Below are 16,262 nucleotides of genomic sequence, written 5' to 3'. Positions count from 1 at the left end.
CCCATTATCAATATTTATTCCACTCAGGGAGACAGCAGCGCGGCACAGGCCGGATTTCGTCGCACCGTGTGTGATAACCCTGCTTATTGACCGAAGCCGGTGAGAACGATTTTCCCCTTCGCCCGCCCGCTCTCGATCAGGGCGTGCGCGCGGCGCAAATTGTCCGCGTTGATCGGACCGAAATTCTCGCCCAGCGTCGTGCGGATGCGCCCGCTGTCCACGAGTGACGCGATCTCGTTCAGCAATTTGCCTTGTTCGGCCATGTCGGCTGTTTCGAACATCGGACGGGTGAACATCAGTTCCCAATGCAGCGACAGGCTTTTGCGCTTGAGCGGCAACGCGCTGAGTTCTTCCGGATCGTCGATCAGTCCCAGGTGGCCCTGTGGCGCCAGCAACTCCACGATGTCGGCGAAGTGCTGGTCCGTCTGGGTCGTGGAGAAGACGAAGCCGGGCGCGCCGGTCGGCAGGTTAGCCACCTGTCCGGCGAGGGCGTTCCGATGGTCGATCACATGATGCGCGCCCAGGCTGCGGACCCACTCCTGCGTCTCGGGGCGCGACGCCGTGGCGATGATTGTCAGGTCCGTCAGCGCGCGGGCAAGCTGGATCGCCATCGAGCCGACGCCACCCGCGCCGCCCACGATCAGCAGGGACGGGACGGTGCCGGGGACCGGCCGCCGGATATCGAGCCGGTCGAACAACATCTCCCACGCCGTGATCGCGGTCAGCGGAAGTGCCGCGGCCTGCGCCCAGTCCAGCGATTTCGGCTTGTGGCCCACGATCCGCTCGTCGACCAGATGGAACTGGGCATTCGTGCCCGATCGGTGCAGAGATCCGGCATAGAAGACTTCATCCCCTGCCGTGAAGTCACGGACGTCCGGCCCCGTCGCTGTGACGACGCCTGCCGCGTCCCAGCCCAGCACGCGCCATTGGCCCGGTTCGGGTGCGGCACTCCGTCGCACCTTGGTGTCGACGGGATTGACCGAAACAGCCCGGACCTCGACCAGGAGGTCATGTCCGGTCGGCACGGGTTCGGGGAGTTCGATGTCCTGCAACGCATCGGGATCGTCGATCGGAAGGGGGGATTGATAACCAACGGCACGCATGGGTTTCGCTCCATCGTTGAATGGAGGGAAGATGGAGCGTTATGTTCGGCATACGCAAGAACGCACATATAATGCTCATAGTATCGGAAATGATACCGTCATGCCCCGCATTCGTCACAGGCGCCTCGACTGCAGCCCCGGCTGCGCCGTGGAAGCGACGCTCGAACTGATCGACGGGAAGTGGAAAGGAGTCATCCTTTTCCATCTTCTGCAGGGAACCATGCGCTTCAACGCCATCCGAAAGCGTTTGCCGAACGTCACGCCGCGCATGCTGACAGCGCAATTACGCGAACTGGAGCACGATGGGTTCGTTCTACGGACGGTCTACGCCGAAGTACCGCCCAAGGTGGAATACACCCTCACCGAGCGCGGCCGGAGCCTTGAGCCCGTCATCATGGCGCTGAAAAGCTGGGGCGATGCGCATACCAGCTTCGATCCTGCTTCGGCAGATCGTGCCACTGGCGGGACAGGGGCAGGACCACCGGATAGCTGGCCCGCGTGCCGTTCCTGAGCAGATGATCCGCACGCAGAAAATGAGGGGCTGTGCGCGCGGGAGCGTGCCGGCCTGGTGTCGGCCAGGCCCCAATACGACGAAAGCCGCCTTGCGGCGGCTTCCCGTAACCGACTGACTTTCCATAGAAAATCTGGAGCGGGCGATGGGATTCGAACCCACGACCCCAACCTTGGCAAGGTTGTGCTCTACCCCTGAGCTACGCCCGCACCGTGTCGGTGGAGGGGGGTGTAAGGGAAAGCGAACTGCCTGACAAGGGGGGAAATTCATCTTTTGCGTTTTTTGCGCGTGGGGGGTGCTGCGGCTTGTGGGACAGGCGGGGGATGACAATGTTAGGTCTTGGTTTCATACGGCGCCGGGCCGCGGGTCGGCGGCTGGAACAAGACAAACAGGCAGGATCGGGTTCTATGGATTACATCATCGGTCAGTCCCGCGGCGGCCAGCGCGCTACCGGCGGCCTGGTGGACGAGGCAGGCGTTCCCGCCGCGCCGTCGGGGATGGCCGGAGCGCCGGCCGGGCCCGGCGGGAATGGTGCGATGATCGTCGACGGCACCCAGGACACCTTCATGCAGGATGTCCTGGAGGCCAGCCGTACCCTGCCGGTCCTGGTCGATTTCTGGGCCACCTGGTGCGGGCCGTGCCGCCAGTTGACCCCGGTGCTGGAAAAGATCGTCCGGTCGGCCGGCGGCCGCGTGAAGCTGGTCAAGATCGATGTCGACGCCAACCGGGCCCTGGCCCAGCAACTGACCCAGGTCGGGCTGCCGCTGCAGTCCATCCCGCTGGTGGCCGCCTTCTGGCAGGGGCAGATCCTGGACCTGTTCCAGGGCGCGCAGCCGGAAAGCGAGATCAAGCGCTTCGTCGAAGGACTGCTGAAGGCCGCGGGCGGCGGCAGCATGCCGGCGGCGGACCTGATCGTCGCGGCCCGCGCGGCGCTGGAGGCCGGCAGCGCCGAGGAAGCGGCCGGCCTGTATGCCCAGACCCTGGAGATCGAACCCGAAAACGCCGCCGCCTGGGGCGGCCTGGTGCGGGCGCTGATCGTGATGGGGGACGAGGACGCCGCCGAGGCCGCACTGGCCGACGTGCCGGCCAGGATTGCCGACCATGCCGAGATCACCGGCGCCCGCGCCGCGCTGGACCTGAAGCGCGAGGGCCGCAAGGCCGCCGAGGCATCCGAAGGGCTGCGCCGGCGGCTGGCCGCGAATCCGGCGGACCACGAGGCCCGCTACGAACTGGCCGCCGCCCTGAACGCGGCCGGCCACCGGCAGGAAGCCGCCGACGAACTGCTGACCATCATGCGCCAGGACCGTGCCTGGAACGACGATGCGGCGCGGCTGCAATTGATCCGGCTGTTCGAGTCCTGGGGCCATGACGACCCGGCGACCCTGCAGGCCCGGCGGCGTATGTCCGCGCTGCTGTTTTCATGATGCGGGGGGCGGCACGGCATTGAGCGGCGACGATATTCCGCGCGCCGTGCCGCGCCCGCACGACATGACGCTGGCGGACCTGCCGCCCGAACTGGGATTGTTCCCGCTGCGCGATACGGTGCTGCTGCCCCGGGCCAAGCTGCCGCTGAATATCTTCGAACCGCGCTATATCGCCCTGGTCGAGGACGCGATGGCCGGGTCGCGCCTGATCGGCATGATCCAGCCCCGCCGCGATGCGATGGACGAGGATGACGGCGACGAGATGCAGCCGGCGCCGCTGCCCGCCCTGTACGATATCGGGTGCGCCGGGCGCATCACGTCGATGACCGAGCGGTCGGACGGCACCTATGCCGTGACGCTGCTGGGAATGGTGCGATTCCGGCTGTTGCGCGAAACCGGGCTGCATCGGGGATACCGCCGGGCGCGGATCGACGCGTCATCCTTCGCCAGCGACCTGACCGATGGCGAGGACCCGTTCTATGACCGGCCCCGCATGATCACGGCGCTGCGCCGCTATTGCCGCCGGCGGGGCTTCGGCGCCCGCTGGAGCGTGATCGAGCAGATGGACGACGAAGCCCTGCTGATCACCCTGCCGATGATCTGCCCCTTCCCGGCGGCCGAAAAGCAGGCGCTGCTGGAATCCGGGTCGCTGAACGACAGGGCCCGAACGTTGCAGACCCTGCTGGACCTGGCTGGACATGAGCCCGAGGAGGGTGCATCTGACCACCCGCCGTCGTAAGGATGGCAGGAGAGAGGACCGATCCGATGACCGAAACCGCCCAAGCCCCCCTGGACCCCCGCCTGCTGTCCGTCCTGGTCTGCCCCGTCACCAAGGGGCCGCTGATCTATGACCGCGAGGCCGGCGAGCTGATCAGCCGCCAGGCCGGCCTGGCCTTCCCGATCCGCGACGGGATTCCCATCATGCTGCCGGACGAAGCCCGCCCGCTGGACGTGTAGGAAGACGAATTGGGGTCAAGGGGTCCCCAACCCCTTGCCGGCCCGGGCCGGGCCCGGCTCTTCTTCCCCAGCTACCGGCACGTTGTCGATCAGGCGGACCGTGCCCAGCCGGCCGGCCACCAGCAGGCGCGCCGGCTGGTCGTCGCGCTGCGCCATGGGGGCCAGGTCGGAATCGCGCCGCAATTCCAGATACTCGATTTCGGCGAAGCCGGCATCCAGCAGGCGCGTCCGCGTCGCCGCCAGCACCGGTCCCACGGGACGGCCGGCGGCGATGTCCCGCGCGGCGTCGCCCAGGGCCCGCGGCAGGGCGCGGGCGCGATCGCGTTCGCCGGGGGCGGTCAGGCGGCGATTGCGCGACGACATGGCCAGCCCGTCATCCTCGCGCCGGGTCGGGCAGGCCACCAGGCGGATCGGGATGTCGAGGTCGGCGGCCATGCGGCGCACGACATGGACCTGCTGGAAATCCTTCTCGCCGAAAAAGGCGGCGTCGGCCTGGCTTTGCAGGAACAGCTTGCACACCACCGTGGCCACCCCGTCGAAATGGCCGGGACGGTGGGCGCCGCACAGCCCTTCGGATACGCCGGCCACCGAGATCGTGGTCGAAAAGCCGGGCGGATACATCTCGGCCACCGTGGGGGCGTAGAGGATATGCGTGCCGGCGTCGGCCAGCAGGCGCGAATCCTCGTCCAGGGTCTGGGGGTAGCTGTCCAGGTCGGCCGGATTGTCGAATTGCGTGGGGTTGACGAAGATCGAGACGATCACCCGGTCCATTTCCTGCTGGGCCGCCCGCACCAGGCTGAGGTGCCCGTCATGCAGCGCGCCCATCGTGGGCACCAGCCCGACCGTCAGCCCGTCCTGCTTCCAGGCGCGCACGACGTGCCGCAGGTCGGCGACGGTATGGAGGATGCGCATCGGTTCCGGCGTAAGGGTCTTCAGCATTCTGTCCTGCCGCTTCCTGTGACCTGACGGGTTACGACCGGTTATATCGGCCCGTTTCCCCGGCAAGGAAAGCCCCTGCCCCGTATGGGACGCCGGATCTTCCGCGCGGGGCGGATTTCCTGCTATGAACGCCGCCTGTCCAGGCGGGAGGCATCGTTGTTCCAGACTATTCGGCTTTTAGGCTTGGCTGCCCTGCTTCTGTCGGTCGCTGCCTGCGGCGGCGGGGGCAGGAAGAAACACCCGATGACCCAGAAGGAAGTCTGGCAGAGCATGGGCTTCGAGTCCGGCCTGCAGAAATCCAGCCCCTGACCGAATCGGTTTCCCAAGGCCCCCGGCCTGTGGCGGGACGTGGGGCGAAGCCCCGTCAGCCGCCGGCCAGGTCATCCGGCCATTCGTCGGCCGGAACCAGGTCCACGCCCACCGTCAGCACGTCGTTGCCGCCCCCCAGGATCAGCCCGTGCACCGGGCTGATGTCGGCATAGTCGCGCCCCCAGCCCAGGACGACATGTTCGTCCCGCACCACGATTCCGTTCGTCGGGTCCAGCCCGACCCAGCCATGGTCCGGCCCCAGCCAGGCCGCGACCCAGGCATGGGACTGGTCGGCGCCCAGCCGCCGCTTCTGGCCCGGCGGGGGGCGCGTGCGGATATAGCCGGACATGTAGCGGGCCGGCACGCCGATCCAGCGCAGGGCGCTGACCATCAGGTGGGTGAAGTCCTGGCAGACACCCTCGCGCCGGGTGAGGGTCTGTTCGATCGGGGTCGAGAGGGTGGTGACACCGGCGCGAAAGCGGAATTCGGTATAGATCCGCCGGTTGAGCTCCAGCAGCGCCGCCAGGACCGGCCGGCCGGGCGTGAACGACAGGGCCGCGTAATCCCCCGCCGCGCGGTTGGCCGCGCACATCGGGCTGTCGAACAGGAATTCGGCCACGTCCCAAACCGGATCGCCGCCGCCACGGGCGATGGCGACCAGGTCCTCCCATGCCGGGGTCGCGCCGTCCGGCGGCGGCGGGGCGAAGGAGACGTCGACTTCGGAATCCGCCAGGACGTCGAACGTGCGGTGCGGGGCCTCGTGATACAGCCAGGCGATGCGGTTGCCGAAGTAATCCAGGCCGTCCACCCGCCGGGCCGGGGCCGGCGTGACGTCCAGCCGGGTCCAGCACACCACCTGCCCCGGCAGGTCGCGCGGCGTGACATGCACGATGTGGGCGGCGAGGTCGACCGGGCTGCCATAGGCGTAGCGGGTCAGGTGGCGGACGCGGTAGATCATGATTCGTCCATCGTCCCGTCCATCGCGCCGGAACGGTCCGCGCCGCGCAGGCCGCCCACCGCGCGCGGGGGGGGCAGCACGACGAAATAGCGCCGGGCGATCTGCCGGCCCAGGCTGCGCAGCGTATCATGGATATCCTGAATCCGGTCGGGCAGCGCCGCCGCCGCGACGTCCTGCTGCGGGGATGCCAGCATGTCCGCGACCAGGGCGCGCAGCCGGTCCATGACCGCCCGCGCCGTTCCGGCCAGGCCCCCGTCCGCGCCGCCAGCGTCCCCGCCGCCCCCTTCCAGGTCGGCCAGGGACTCGGTGATCATCGCCATCTGGCAGGCGACGCCGCGGGGATTGCCCTCGTCCAGCAGCAGCAGGTCCAGCACCGGGGCGGGCTGCAGCACCGCGAAATAGCGCGAGCGATAGGTGATGGCGCAATCGCTGAGTTCCAGCATCAGCCGCAGCGCGCCCTCCATCCGGCCCCGCTGGTCGACGTCCTTCTGCCGCAGGACCAGCGCGACCGAGGTCAGGATCGCGCCAGCCCGTTCCACCCGGCGCCCCAGGTCGAGGAACTGGCGCCCGCCGCTGCGGACCATGTTTTCCGCCGTCAGCCCGGATATCGTCGCGCCATAGCGCAGCAGGCTGTCGGTGACGCGGCCGATCCGTTCCAGCGTGCGGCCCGGGTCGCCGGGCACGCGCGCGTCCTGCATCTGGATGCGCAGGGTGTCGGTCCCCTCGATGATGGTGTCGAAGGTTTCGGCCGTCAGGCGGTCGCGCAGGCCGCCGGCGACCCGCGCGATTTCGGACAGCAGGCGCTGCAGCAGGCCGGAATCGAACGTGACCGCCGACAGCGCGCGCACCAGGGTCGCGAACCCGGCCCCCACCGTGACGTCGCCCTGCAGCAGGCCGACGCGGCGGGCGAGGTGCAGCACGGTTTCCAGTTCCGCGCGGTCGCGGGGCGACCCGTCGACCCGGCCGACGCGGCGGGTCACCACACGCAGTACGCGGCCGGCGTCCTCCAGTTGCTCCAGGTAGCGGCCCAGCCAGAAGAAATCGTCGGCGGCGCGGCTGGGCAGGTCGCCCTGCCCCCGCCGGATGGCCAGGATGGGGGTGCGGATGGCGGCGGTACCGACCAGGTCGGCCGTGTCCTCGACCATGACCCAGACATCCTTGGTGACGACGTGGCCGTCGCGGGGGCGGTGCATCGGACTGCCCGGCGGGGTCTCGGCGTCGGGCAGCAGGCGGGCCAGCCCGCCCGGCACGACCTGCCAGTCCGTCCCGTCAAACAGGGCGAACAGCCGCAGGACGATCGACGCGGGTTCGATCCCGCCCGGCTGGACCGAGGGCGCGAGCGACGGCGCCACGGCCTTGACCGCCACGAAGCGGTCCGGCCGGTCGCGCAGGGCGGCGATCATGTCGCCTCCCGCGCGGTCCAGGCGGCGGATCGGCGCCATCGGGTCGGTCGCGTCGCGCAGCCACCAGGCCGACCGGTCGCCGGACAGCAGGCTGTCGACGCCGCCGGGCGCCGCCGGCCAGACCGTCCGTACATCCGCCAGCTTCAGGTCCTGGCCCAGCAGGGTCCGGGCCAGGGACGGCAGGAACGCGGCCAGGCCCGGGGCCTCGACCACGCCTGCGGCGGGGTGGTTGACCAGATGGACCGCCCCGCCGCGCGCCGCGTCCAGCAGGCCCGCGATTCCAGGCGTGGAGCCGCCTTCCAGTTCCAGCGGATCGACCGTCCAGCCATCCTGGCGCAGCAGCAGCACGTCCACCCGCCGCAGGCCGCGCACGGTCTTCAGCCACAGGGCGCCGTCGCGCACCGCCAGGTCGCCGGCTTCGGCCAGTGCGCAGCCCAGTTCGCGCGCCAGGATGACGTGTTCCGCCCACAGCATGCCGCGCGGGCGGGGGGTCAGCAGCACCAGGCCGGGATTACGGTCCGGCAGGTCCGCCAGCCGTTGCAGGCTGTCCTGCCATGCGTCGAAGAACGGGGACAGGGACCGGACCTGACGCCCCGAAAACAGTTCGGGCAGCATGCGGATCATCTGCCGCCGGTTTTCCAGCGCCTGGCCGACCCCGTTGGCGCGCGCCACCCGGTCGGCCACCACGCGCCAGGCCCCGTCCGGCCCGCGGATCAGGTCCGCCGAATAGAAGGTCATGAAGGGTGCGGCACGCCCCCCGGGATGCGTGCCGGGGTGCGCGCCGGGACCATGCCCCTGCCCCATGCGCAGGAAGCCCGGCGCGGGATAGACCAGAGACGGCGGCAGCACCCCGTCGGCCAGCAGGGTGCGCGGGCCGTACAGGTCGCGCAGCACCGCCTCCAGCAGGCCGGCGCGCTGGACCAGGCCATCGGCCAGGCCGGCGAATTCCTGCGCCGTCAGCAGCAGCGGGATCGGGTCGCAGCCGCCGGGGTGGCCGGCGGTGGCGGCCCCCGTCTGGTCGTGCAGGGCGCGCGCCATCAGCCTGCCCCGTTCGAGCAGTTCGCGATGGCCGAGGTCGCTGATCATGCTGAGCAGGCCGCGCCAATGGGGCCGGACGCCGCCACGGCCGTCCACCATCTCGTCCACAGGGATCTGCGCCATGTCCATGATGCAGGATGTATGGGCGAAGGACGGTCAACAGTAAACGGCTTTGCGCCGGCCGGGCGCGGCCGCCCCGGTGGGACGCGCGATTCAGGCGGTGCGGGCGCCGTGGACCAGGGCGTGGATGAAGGCCAGTTTTTCCAGCACCGCGGGCGGCAGGACGAAGGGATAGAAATCCCCCTGGCCCATCGAGCGGTTCAGGCTGTTGACGGCATAGGTCAGGGGCAGCCACGCCCGCGCGATCGGCGCGAAGGAATCGACTTCATAGGGGTCGAAGCCGATGTCGGTCTGCAGCGAGGGATCGTGGGACACCCGCACGTCGACCGACAGGCCGTAGGCCCGCGCCGTTTCCAGCGTGGCGACGATGTGCAGGTAGTGCGCCCAGGTCTCGGCGAAATCCTCCCACGGGTGGGTGGTGGCGTATTCGCTGACGTAAAGATCCTGCCAGCCCGGGGGCGGCCCGGAGTCGTAATGGTGCCGCAGCGCCGCCTGGTAATCGGCGGTGTCGTCGCCGAACACCGCCCGGCATTCTTCCAGCCGTCCGCCGTCGCGCACCAGGACGTTCCAGTAATAATGCCCGACCTCGTGCCGGAAATGGCCCAGCAGGGTGCGGTAATGCTCGCCCATTTCCACGCGCATCGTCTCGCGCGCGGCATCGTCGGCCTCGCGCACCGCGATGGTGACGACGCCGTCCTGATGGCCCGTCATCGCGTGGGTCCCGTCCGGCGCGTCCTCCAGGAAATCGAAGGCCAGGCCGCCCTGCGGGTCCTCCTGGCGGGTCTTCACCGGCAGGTTCAGGCGCAGCAGCGTGTAGATCAGCCGGTGCTTGGCCGTTTCCAGGCGGCGCCAGCGTTCGCCGTTGCCCTCGATCGACAGGTCGGGGATCACCCGGTTATGGCGGCAGGCGATGCAGAAGGCGTCGCCGCCATCGGGCACCAGCCAGTTGCACACGCCGTGTTCGGCATTGACGCAGAACCGGTAGAGCCCGCCGGCCGCGCCGGCCGCCAGGGGGCGCCACAGGCGCGTGGCCGTATCCTGGTCCGCGTCCGCATCCTCGGCCGGTTCCAGGGCGCTGAGGTCGTCGCAATCCGCCAGATAGCCGAGGACATGATGGCAGCGTTCGCACATCGTGTTCTCGAAGAAGAGGGTCTGGTCGCAGGACTGGCAGGCGAACAGCTTCACGGCGGGGGCCTCCGGGACGTTGTTTCACAGTCCGGACTAACGCCTGCGGCACGGCCGCCGTTCCCCCTGCGGCCCCGGTCGAGCCGCGCCGCAGAGAGAACGGTCAGCGGGAACGGTCAGGGAAAGCGGCGCAGGTCCAGCGTGCGCGGCTGTTCCAGCGAGCGCCGGAGCGCCGGCGCCGCCATCGCCCCCACCGTGTGGCCGAAGGGGAAGAAGCGCGTGCGGCGCCGGGCCTCGGCCTCGTTCGCGTTCACCGGGCGGGTTTCGTAATTGCGGCCGCCCGGATGGGCGACATGATAGGTCAGGCCGCCCAGGCTGCGCCCCGTCCAGCTATCGTAGACGTCGAAGACCAGCGGCGACTGCACGCCCACGGTGGGATGCAGGGCGCTGGGGGGATTCCACGCCTTGAAGCGCACGCCGCCGACATATTCGCCCTGCCGTTCCGTCCGGGTCAGGGGAACGCCCACGCCGTTGCAGGCCAGGACGTAGCGTTCGTCCACCCAGCCCGTAACCTGGACCTGCACCCGTTCGGCGGAGCTGTCGACATAGCGGACGGTGCCGCCCGAGCCCGGTTCCTCGGCCAGGGTGTGCCAGGGTTCCAGCGCATGGCGCAGTTCGACCGTCATGCCCAGCAGCGAGATCGCGCCGATTTCGGGGAAGCGGAAGGCCAGGTGGGGGGCGAACCACGCGGGATCGAGCGGCGCGCCCAGGGTGCGCAGTTCGGCGATCGCGTCCTCGAAATCCTGGCGGACGTAGTACGGCAGCATGAAATCGTCATGCAGGCGCGTGCCCCAGCGCACCAGGCGGCGGTCATAGGGCCGGTTCCAGAACGCGGCGACCGCGGCGCGCATCAGCAGCATCTGCGCCGCCGCCATCTGGGGGTGCGGCGGCATTTCGAAGGCGCGGTATTCCACCAGCCCCAGCCGGCCGGACGCGCTTTCGGGGGCGTAGAGCTTGTCGATGCAGAATTCGGTGCGGTGGGTGTTGCCGGTGATGTCCGCCAGCAGGTTGCGGAACAGCCGGTCCGTCAGCCAGGGGGGCGTGTGCTGGCCGGGCCGCACCTGGGCGAAGGCGATTTCCAGTTCCGCAATGCTGTCGTCCCGGGCCTCGTCCACCCGCGGGTGCTGCGAGGACGGGCCGATGAACAGGCCGCTGAACAGATAGGACAGCGACGGGTGGTTGTGCCAGAAGCCCAGCAGCGATTTCAGCAGGTCCGGCCGGCGCAGGAACGGGCTGTCGGCCGCGCGGGCCGCGCCCATCACCACGTGGTTGCCGCCGCCGGTGCCGACATGGCGCCCGTCGACCATGAATTTCTCGGCGATCAGCCCGACCTGCCGCGCCTGGTCGTACAGTTGATCGCTGCGGGTGACGTGTTCGTCCCAGCTTGCGGCGGGGTGGATGTTGACCTCGATCACCCCCGGGTCGGGCGTGATCGAGAAATTCAGCAGCCCGGAGTCGCGTGGCGGCTGGTAGCCTTCCAGCACCACCTTGCGGCCGAAGGCGCGGGCCGTATCCTCGACCGCCGCGCACAGGTCCAGCCAGTCCTCGGCCGCGTAGAGCGGCGGGAAGAACACATGCAGGATGCCGCCCCTTGCCTCGACCGCCAGGGCGGTGCGGACCAGTTCCGGTTCCTCCTGCCCCACGGCGACCAGGTGATCGGCCATCGCCCGGTCCAGCGACATGCGGCCCAGCCCCCCGCCGGGATAGGGCGGCAGGGCCGGCAGGTCGGACAGGGCCGGCCCCTCGCCGGCCGCGCCGCCCGGAATGCTGCCGTGGTCGCGGCCGGGAACGCCCTGGCGGGTCCATTCGGGGGCGATGCCGTCCAGGGCGGGGCCCGTCCGCCGCGCCAGCGCCGGATGGGGCGGCAGCGGGGCCACGGGCGCGAACGGGTCGCGTTCCACGTCGTGGTCGATGCTGGCGTCGCTGGCCCACAGCAGGCTCTGCAACGGCAGGCGGAAGCCCAGCGGGGCATCGCCCGGGACCAGGAACATCAGGTCGCCACGGAAGAACCAGCGGCCGGACTGCCAGCGGCGCACCCCGTCGCGCACCACCACCCGCAGCGGCAGCACGCTGCCCACCGGCACGTTCAGCCCGTGGCCATAGACCCGCGCCAGGCGTTCGCGCTCCAGCGGATCGCGCAGCTTCGCGTCCTCGACCACCACGTTGGCCGGCAGGCGGTGCTCGCGCCACAGATAGTAATGGATATCCTCGTAGGCCGGGCTGACCAGGTCGGGATCGACCTGCAGCCGTTCGGCCAGCGCGGCGCAGAAGGCGGCGGCGTCACGCTCGGTCGCGGTGTCGGTGTCGTCGTCCGAGGCCAGCAGTTCCGGGTCGGTCCACACCGGCTCGCCATCCCGCCGCCAGTGGCACAGCAGCGCCCAGCGCGGCAGTTGCTCGCCGGGATAATGCTTGCCCAGCACGTGCTGGATCGCCGCCCCCTTCGACCACAGCGGCAGCAGGCGCCGCAGCAGGCGGCCGGCATAGGCGCGCTTGGTCGGGCCCAGCGCGTCGATGTTCCATTCCGGCGCGTCCATGTCGGCGGCGGCGATGAAGGTGGGCTCGCCCCCCATGGTCAGGCCGACATGGCCCGCCGCCAGCATGGCGTCCACCGCGCGTCCGGCCTCCAGGATCGCCTGCCATTGCGTATCGTCGTACGGGCGGGTGGTGCGCGGGGTTTCCAGCACCCGCGTCACCGCCATGGAAAAATCGAATTCGGTCTCGCACGGTTCGACCAGTCCGGAAATCGCGGCGGCCGAGGCCGGTTCGGGCGTCGCGGCCAGGGGAATGTGCCCCTCGCCCGTCAGCAGGCCCGATGTCGCGTCCAGCCCGACCCAGCCCGCGCCGGGCAGGTAGATTTCGGCCCAGGCGTGCAGGTCGGTGAAATCCTCGGTCGGGCCCTCGGGCCCGGTCACGGGCTTCTGGTCCGCGACGAGCTGGATCAGGTAGCCGGACACGAAACGCGCGGCGAAGCCCAGGTGCCGCAGGATCTGCACCAGCAGCCATGCGCTGTCGCGGCACGAGCCCTGCCCGCGTGCCAGTGTTTCCTCGGGCGTCCAGACGCCCGGTTCCATGCGCACCACATAGGCGATGCGGTGCTGGATCTGCTGGTTCAGCGCGACCAGCATGTCCACCGTGCGCTGTTCGGTCCGGTCCAGCCCGTCCAGCAGGGCCTGCAGCAGCGGGCCCGGGGTTTCGCGGACGCGGTACGGCGCCAGTTCGCCCGCCAGGACGGGGTCGTAGGCGAAGGGCCAGTGCTCGGCCTCGGGCTCCAGAAAGAAGTCGAACGGATTGATTGTGGCCATGTCGGCCACCAGATCTACCGCGACATCGAAATGCGTGACGCGTTCGGGAAAGACGATCCGGGCCTGGTAATTGCCCGACGGGTCCTGCATCCAGTTGATGAAATGGGGTTTGGGTTCGATCCGCAGGGCGTACGACACGATGGGCGTGCGGGCATGCGGGGCGGGACGAAGCCGGATCGTCTGCGGACCGAGCGAGACCGGGCGGTCGTAGCGGTACCGTGTGCGATGTGTCAGCGCGACATGCAGGGTCATGCATCGACCTTGAGGTAAATGGAAATTCCGCCCGGGAACGCTAGCCAGCTTTCCCGTCCGCGACCAGAGGGAAACACCGTAATTCGGCCGGGCCCGCCATGAAATCATCGTGGCTGGAAGAGTATACGGATTGTGTCTTGGCGGCGGGGCGATTTCTTGCTTGGCTGTAACGGAAACGGACCAGCAGGTGGTGAAAATGATTCCTTCGCGCCTGATCTCCTGCCGCGCAGGGGGGAAAACGGGACAATGACCGACCTGACGGAGCACAATGCCCCGCAGGGGCCGGGCCTGTTCGTGTCCTATGACAAGCCGGATTTCTTCTGCGAACTGATGAACCGCAGGGACGCCCCGCCCGACAGCCTGGCCCTGGTGCGCGAGCGGCTGTCGCAGTTCGGCCTGACGGAACTGCGGCAGAGGGCCCGCGCGGCCGAGGCCGGACTGTACAACCTGGGCATCACCTTCACCGTCTATACCGACCGCGACGCGATCGACCGCATCCTGCCCTTCGACCTGATCCCGCGCGTGCTGACCGCCGCCGAGTGGGACCATGTCAATCGCGGCGTGCAGCAGCGGGTCACGGCGCTGAACCATTTCCTGTGGGACATCTATCACGAACGCCGCATCCTCAGGGACGGGATCATCCCGGCCGACCTGGTGCTGGGCAACGCCAACTACCGGCCCGAGATGGAAGGGCTGGACGTGCCGGGCGGGGTCTATGTCCATATCAACGGCACCGACCTGGTCCGCGACGGCAACGGCACCTTCCTGGTGCTGGAGGACAATGCGCGCACGCCGTCCGGCGTGTCCTACGTCATCGAGAGCCGGCACATGATGCTGCGCGTCATGCCCGACCTGGCCGCCGGGCTGGACCTGATGCCGGTGGACGAGTACGGGCCGCGCCTGCGCCACGCGCTGGCCGAGGTCGCCCCCCAGGGCGTGGCGGACCCCGAGGTCGTGCTGCTGTCGCCCGGGATCTACAATTCCGCCTATTTCGAGCATGTGTTCCTGGCGCGCGAGATGGGCGTGCCGCTGGTCGAGGGCCGCGACCTGGTGGTCGAGGGCGGGCGCGTGTTCATGCGCACGGTCGCCGGCCTGCGTCCGGTGCATTCGATCTACCGGCGCCTGAACGACGATTTCCTGGACCCGCGGGTCTTCAACCCCGACAGCATGCTGGGCGTGCCCGGCCTGGTGGACGCCTATCGCCGGGGCAACGTGACCATCGCCAACGCGATCGGCACCGGGGTGGCGGACGACAAGGCGGTGTACGCCTACATGCCGCGCATCATCCGCTATTACCTGTCGGAAGAGCCGATCCTGTCGAATGTCGAGACGCATATCTGCGCCGAGGCCGAGGGCCTGGCCTACACGCTGGCCAACCTGGAGCGGCTGGTGGTCAAGCCGGTGGGGGAATCCGGCGGGTACGGCCTGATCATCGGCCCGCACGCGACGAAGACCGAGCTGGAGGAATTCCGCGCCAAGCTGCTGGCCGATCCGGCCAACTACATCAGCCAGCCGGTCATCGACCTGTCGGTCTGCCCCACCCTGTGCGAGGCCGGGATCGAGGCGCGGCATGTCGACCTGCGGCCCTTCGCCGTGACGGGGCGATCGACCTGGGTGCTGCCGGGGGGGCTGTCGCGCGTGGCGCTGCGCAAGGGATCGCTGGTCGTCAACTCCTCGCAGGGCGGGGGGTCGAAGGATACATGGGTGCTGGCATCATGAGCCATATCGTCGTCGATCTTCCGCCCGGGGGCGTTGCGATGCCCAACCTGCTGTCGCGCTATGCCGAATGCACGATCTGGCTGGCGCGGTACATGGAGCGGATCGAGAACCTGGCCCGGCTGATCGACGTGACCGAGACGTTCGTGCGCACGCGCAGCACCGCCACCGGCTGGCTGTCGATCGTGCAGATCAACGCGGACGAGGAGCGGTTCTTCGCACGGCACGACACGGCGTCCGAGCAGAATGTCGTCGATTTCTACGTCACGGACCGCGAGAATCCGAACTCCATCGCCTCGATCGCCCATGCGGCGCGCGAGAACGCCCGCGCGCTGCGGCCGCTGATTTCGACCGAGATGTGGACGCAGCTCAACATCTTCACCAATTCGATCCGCGCGCTGGGGCCCAGCGATATCCGGTCGTCGAACCTGTCCGGCCTGTGCGCCCGGCTGAAGCAGGATTGCCAGACCCATCACGGCATTACCGAGGGCACGTTCTATCGCGACCAGGCGTGGCTGTTCTACCTGATGGGCCGCACGCTGGAACGCAGCGACCAGATCACCCGGCTGATCGACATCAAGTACCACACGCTGCTGCCCAGCGGGACCGGCGTGGGGTCGGAGGTCGATATCGGCCAGTGGTCCGCCGTGCTGCGTGCCGCCGCCGCCTATCACGCCTTCCGCCGCACCGCGTCGGGCGAGATCACGCCCGGCCGCGTCGTGGGCTTCCTGCTGAAGAATGACGGCTTCCCGCGCGCGCTGTCGACCAGCCTGCGCCAGTTGCACTGGGCGGTGGGGCACCTGCGCACCGATTACGGGCTGAAGAACGGCTACGCCGCCGCCGAGCGGATCGAGGAACTGCGCGCGACCCTGGCCGAACAGACGGTGCAGGACATCATCCTGCGCGGCCTGCACGAATTCCTGGACTGGGTGCAGCGCGAACTGCGCCTGGTGCAGGGCGAGATCGCCCAGGCCTTCTGGCCGCCCACGATGCCCGAAGCCCCGCCCGAGCAGGATCAGAGCCAGGGTCAGTCCTGAAAAGACCT

The 16,262-nt window shown here is 69.2% G+C and carries 13 protein-coding genes and 1 tRNA gene; 7 read left to right on the top strand and 7 right to left on the bottom strand.

The window, feature by feature from the left end:
• Window positions 1-83: 83 nt before the first annotated feature.
• Window positions 84-1,103, bottom strand: coding sequence for a zinc-binding alcohol dehydrogenase family protein (locus GDI_RS00895; protein WP_012222425.1), 1,020 nt, complete (start codon window positions 1,101-1,103; stop codon window positions 84-86).
• Window positions 1,104-1,203: 100 nt separating this feature from the next.
• On the opposite strand from GDI_RS00895, the gene GDI_RS00890 reads away from it, so the two are divergent.
• Window positions 1,204-1,614 (top strand): winged helix-turn-helix transcriptional regulator, encoded by a 411-nt coding sequence (locus tag GDI_RS00890; RefSeq protein ID WP_012222424.1) that lies wholly within the window; start codon window positions 1,204-1,206, stop codon window positions 1,612-1,614.
• A 134-nt stretch (window positions 1,615-1,748) separates the two neighbouring features.
• Here the strand turns inward: GDI_RS00890 and GDI_RS00885 are convergent.
• Window positions 1,749-1,823, bottom strand: a tRNA-Gly gene (locus tag GDI_RS00885).
• Window positions 1,824-2,021: 198 nt separating this feature from the next.
• On the opposite strand from GDI_RS00885, the gene GDI_RS00880 reads away from it, so the two are divergent.
• The 3 genes from GDI_RS00880 to GDI_RS00870 all read left to right on the top strand — a co-directional run bounded on the left by GDI_RS00880 (window position 2,022) and on the right by GDI_RS00870 (window position 3,995).
• Entirely contained in the window at window positions 2,022-3,038 is a 1,017-nt protein-coding gene (locus GDI_RS00880) for a thioredoxin family protein (RefSeq protein WP_012554220.1), read from the top strand.
• A 64-nt stretch (window positions 3,039-3,102) separates the two neighbouring features.
• Window positions 3,103-3,777, top strand: coding sequence for an LON peptidase substrate-binding domain-containing protein (locus tag GDI_RS00875; protein ID WP_012222422.1), 675 nt, complete (start codon window positions 3,103-3,105; stop codon window positions 3,775-3,777).
• A 26-nt stretch (window positions 3,778-3,803) separates the two neighbouring features.
• A complete protein-coding gene (locus GDI_RS00870; RefSeq protein ID WP_012222421.1) occupies window positions 3,804-3,995 on the top strand; it encodes a Trm112 family protein in 192 nt (63 codons plus the stop codon).
• A 15-nt stretch (window positions 3,996-4,010) separates the two neighbouring features.
• Here the strand turns inward: GDI_RS00870 and panC are convergent, their stop codons facing one another.
• The gene (panC, locus tag GDI_RS00865; RefSeq protein WP_012554218.1) at window positions 4,011-4,934 is read right to left on the bottom strand and encodes a pantoate--beta-alanine ligase; all 924 of its coding nucleotides are present in this window, start codon (window positions 4,932-4,934) and stop codon (window positions 4,011-4,013) included.
• A gap of 84 nt (window positions 4,935-5,018) precedes the next feature.
• Between panC and GDI_RS00860 the strand changes: the two genes are divergently transcribed.
• Window positions 5,019-5,243 (top strand): hypothetical protein, encoded by a 225-nt coding sequence (locus tag GDI_RS00860; protein ID WP_012222419.1) that lies wholly within the window; start codon window positions 5,019-5,021, stop codon window positions 5,241-5,243.
• Between the two features lie 55 nt (window positions 5,244-5,298).
• On the opposite strand, the gene GDI_RS00855 is transcribed toward GDI_RS00860, so the two are convergent.
• The 4 genes from GDI_RS00855 to GDI_RS00840 form a co-directional block, all read right to left on the bottom strand.
• Window positions 5,299-6,201, bottom strand: a complete 903-nt coding sequence (locus tag GDI_RS00855) for a transglutaminase family protein (RefSeq protein ID WP_012222418.1) — start codon at window positions 6,199-6,201, stop codon at window positions 5,299-5,301.
• Window positions 6,198-8,765: a circularly permuted type 2 ATP-grasp protein gene (locus GDI_RS00850; protein WP_231854177.1), complete on the bottom strand. Its 2,568-nt coding sequence runs from the start codon at window positions 8,763-8,765 to the stop codon at window positions 6,198-6,200. The genes GDI_RS00855 and GDI_RS00850 overlap by 4 nt, the downstream gene beginning before the upstream one ends.
• 90 nt (window positions 8,766-8,855) lie before the next feature.
• The gene (locus GDI_RS00845) at window positions 8,856-9,947 is read right to left on the bottom strand and encodes a zinc-binding metallopeptidase family protein (protein ID WP_012222416.1); all 1,092 of its coding nucleotides are present in this window, start codon (window positions 9,945-9,947) and stop codon (window positions 8,856-8,858) included.
• Window positions 9,948-10,063: 116 nt separating this feature from the next.
• Window positions 10,064-13,501 (bottom strand): transglutaminase family protein, encoded by a 3,438-nt coding sequence (locus GDI_RS00840; protein WP_012222415.1) that lies wholly within the window; start codon window positions 13,499-13,501, stop codon window positions 10,064-10,066.
• 246 nt (window positions 13,502-13,747) lie between these two features.
• Between GDI_RS00840 and GDI_RS00835 the strand changes: the two genes are divergently transcribed.
• Complete coding sequence (locus GDI_RS00835; protein ID WP_012222414.1) at window positions 13,748-15,220, top strand: circularly permuted type 2 ATP-grasp protein; 1,473 nt, start codon at window positions 13,748-13,750, stop codon at window positions 15,218-15,220.
• Window positions 15,217-16,254: an alpha-E domain-containing protein gene (locus GDI_RS00830; RefSeq protein ID WP_408735205.1), complete on the top strand. Its 1,038-nt coding sequence runs from the start codon at window positions 15,217-15,219 to the stop codon at window positions 16,252-16,254. Before GDI_RS00835 ends, GDI_RS00830 begins: the two co-directional genes overlap by 4 nt.
• Window positions 16,255-16,262: the final 8 nt, after the last annotated feature.

The organism is Gluconacetobacter diazotrophicus PA1 5, from assembly GCF_000067045.1.
GTDB lineage: Bacteria > Pseudomonadota > Alphaproteobacteria > Acetobacterales > Acetobacteraceae > Gluconacetobacter > Gluconacetobacter diazotrophicus.
The sequence above is the reverse complement of the archived record's forward strand: the minus strand, read 5'-3'. Positions and strand labels throughout refer to the sequence as shown.